This window comes from Acetonema longum DSM 6540, from assembly GCF_000219125.1.
Classification (GTDB): Bacteria; Bacillota; Negativicutes; order Sporomusales; family Acetonemataceae; genus Acetonema; species Acetonema longum.
Genome location: NZ_AFGF01000090.1, coordinates 1 through 2,061 on the forward strand (window position 1 = coordinate 1; position 2,061 = coordinate 2,061).

Below are 2,061 nucleotides of genomic sequence, written 5' to 3' on the forward strand. Positions count from 1 at the left end.
CAATCAAGATTTAACTGCAGTATAAAATTTGACACTGAGACGATCACCTTTTGGCATATTATTTTTCAGTCCAAAAACAATATGCCAAAAGGTGATCGGCCCCTAGCGTCTATTGTTGTCAATAACCCTGTCCCCTGTTAGACTTATAAACAATTTCTTGTAAATCTTCTACTACAATAATTTCAGTTTTTAGCGTCTTTGATATCTTATCAGCTAAATATAACGATATAGAGTTAAACATTTTTATATAACCATCGATTTCTTGTCCTGAATTTAATGGGATCATGTTAATATGTATTTCATAATTTGTAAATGCAATTCCAAAATCATCTTCTAACTCATGGTTACCCATTAAAACAAATTCAATATTAAATAATTGGAAAATACATTTTTCTCCTATTTCATCCCTTGTAATGACCAGGGATCTCTCAATCAGTTTTTCAACTAATGCAACAACATTGCTAAAATTTCCTTTATACGATATAAATAAACCTAACACTAGTGATCAGCTCCTCAAAAATAATTCACATGTTGTTATCAGAGACTGTTCAAAAACCATTGAATAGTCTCTGATAAAGAAGTTCCTCTACGCTATGTTATCAGAAGCAAACAAGCTATGGATATTTCATTGCGGATTCAAGGGGCGGTTCTACTGACGAGTAACCAGTAAAAATGATATCTTCAAAAATAGAGATGATAATCATACCCCGAAAAGCAAAAGAAAAGCAGAAAGAGATTCATCGGCCAATTAAAAATATAACAGGGATATCGCCGAGCCAGATTGTCAGAGTGACAGGGGTCAGTCAAGGTGTTATTGCGCGAGCATAATAAGAGACCCGTCCCGGCGATCCCCCTCTTTTATAGTAATTCGATAACAGCTGCATCGGGAGTGATAAAATGAAGTTTATTGGAAGTAAAACGGAACAGGATTTTAGAAATCAGTTGATTAATTCGCACAAGGCTTTGTTTCAAGAGAGAGAAAATCAAAGGCTATTGAATGTAATGAGAAGCTACTTTCCTGACATGAAAACGGCATATATTATTGGTTGGACACCTGAACAAAGTGAAGATATTTATGTAATTTTCATTGATGCGAAAGTTATAGCTGTAATTGAGTTAGACCGGTATAACGTAAGTACACAGTCTGTTGTGGAAATAATATCACTTGAACAGTATATGCGAAAGCTTAGTAGGATTGGTCAAATTCAACTAGCAGTGGCTATTGATTTGTCGCAAAAAGACCTAAGTTTTAAGCTTACCTAAAGGAATCATGGGAATGGAGATTTTTCTTCAATTATCAGGCTATCCGCCCATAGTTGGCGCTGGGGACGATCACTTTTTGGCACCTTATCTTAAAAACAGCGGAGCAATTGAACCAATTTGATGCGCTACCCGTCAAGAGGACGATGAGAAAATAAAAAAAATTTTCAAGACGGACTATCGAAATGCACATAATGCGACAAATTAATCGTAGCGCACCATGGACGCCAACAGAATAGTAAAAGGAGTGTGAAAATGGCAGCTATAGTTTTGATGATTAAAGAGCATGAAGATGGGGATGCCGTGGTTTATAAGTTTGGGCCAGATGAACAGCATCAGGGAAGAATTAGATTAAATAAGAAAACGAATATGCTATCTGAATTAGAGCCGGTTCCCTGCCCTTCACCCAAGTTCCATTTTGATATGGCGGCTCAGCGGCTAGCAAGATGCATCGCAACAGAAGGTGGCATTTTCTCAGAAAGAATGTATTTTATGACATAATTAAAAGATTAATACTAATACAAAAAACTTACTACAAAACAATGAAAGGCTAGCGATTCAATATAGGAAGACGTTAGACTTAGATGTCAAACAAAGATGGGAAGAGAATCTAATTAACGGTGTCGTACCAGAAAAAATTTGTATATTTGAGAATGAGACTAGGTGTTGTGTCTTCAAAATTAACGAGACGCAGGGGGACTGGCGAGTAGGCGTAAAATGATATCCCAAAAAGTAGAGGGGATAACCACCATGGATAATTACCATATAAATATAAAAAAGTTCCTGCAACTATCAAGTATC

At 36.1% G+C, this 2,061-nt stretch carries 3 protein-coding genes; 2 read left to right on the plus strand and 1 reads right to left on the minus strand.

What is annotated here, in order from left to right; all coding sequences use genetic code 11:
- Positions 1 to 118 precede the first annotated feature (118 nt).
- Positions 119 to 499, minus strand: a complete 381-nt coding sequence (locus ALO_RS10720) for a hypothetical protein (protein WP_004095577.1) — start codon at positions 497 to 499, stop codon at positions 119 to 121.
- Positions 500 to 897: 398 nt separating this feature from the next.
- On the opposite strand from ALO_RS10720, the gene ALO_RS10725 reads away from it, so the two are divergent.
- Positions 898 to 1,263, plus strand: coding sequence for a hypothetical protein (locus tag ALO_RS10725; protein ID WP_004095579.1), 366 nt, complete (start codon positions 898 to 900; stop codon positions 1,261 to 1,263).
- A 252-nt stretch (positions 1,264 to 1,515) separates the two neighbouring features.
- Positions 1,516 to 1,761, plus strand: a complete 246-nt coding sequence (locus ALO_RS10730) for a hypothetical protein (protein WP_004095584.1) — start codon at positions 1,516 to 1,518, stop codon at positions 1,759 to 1,761.
- The last annotated feature ends 300 nt before the right edge of the window (positions 1,762 to 2,061 follow it).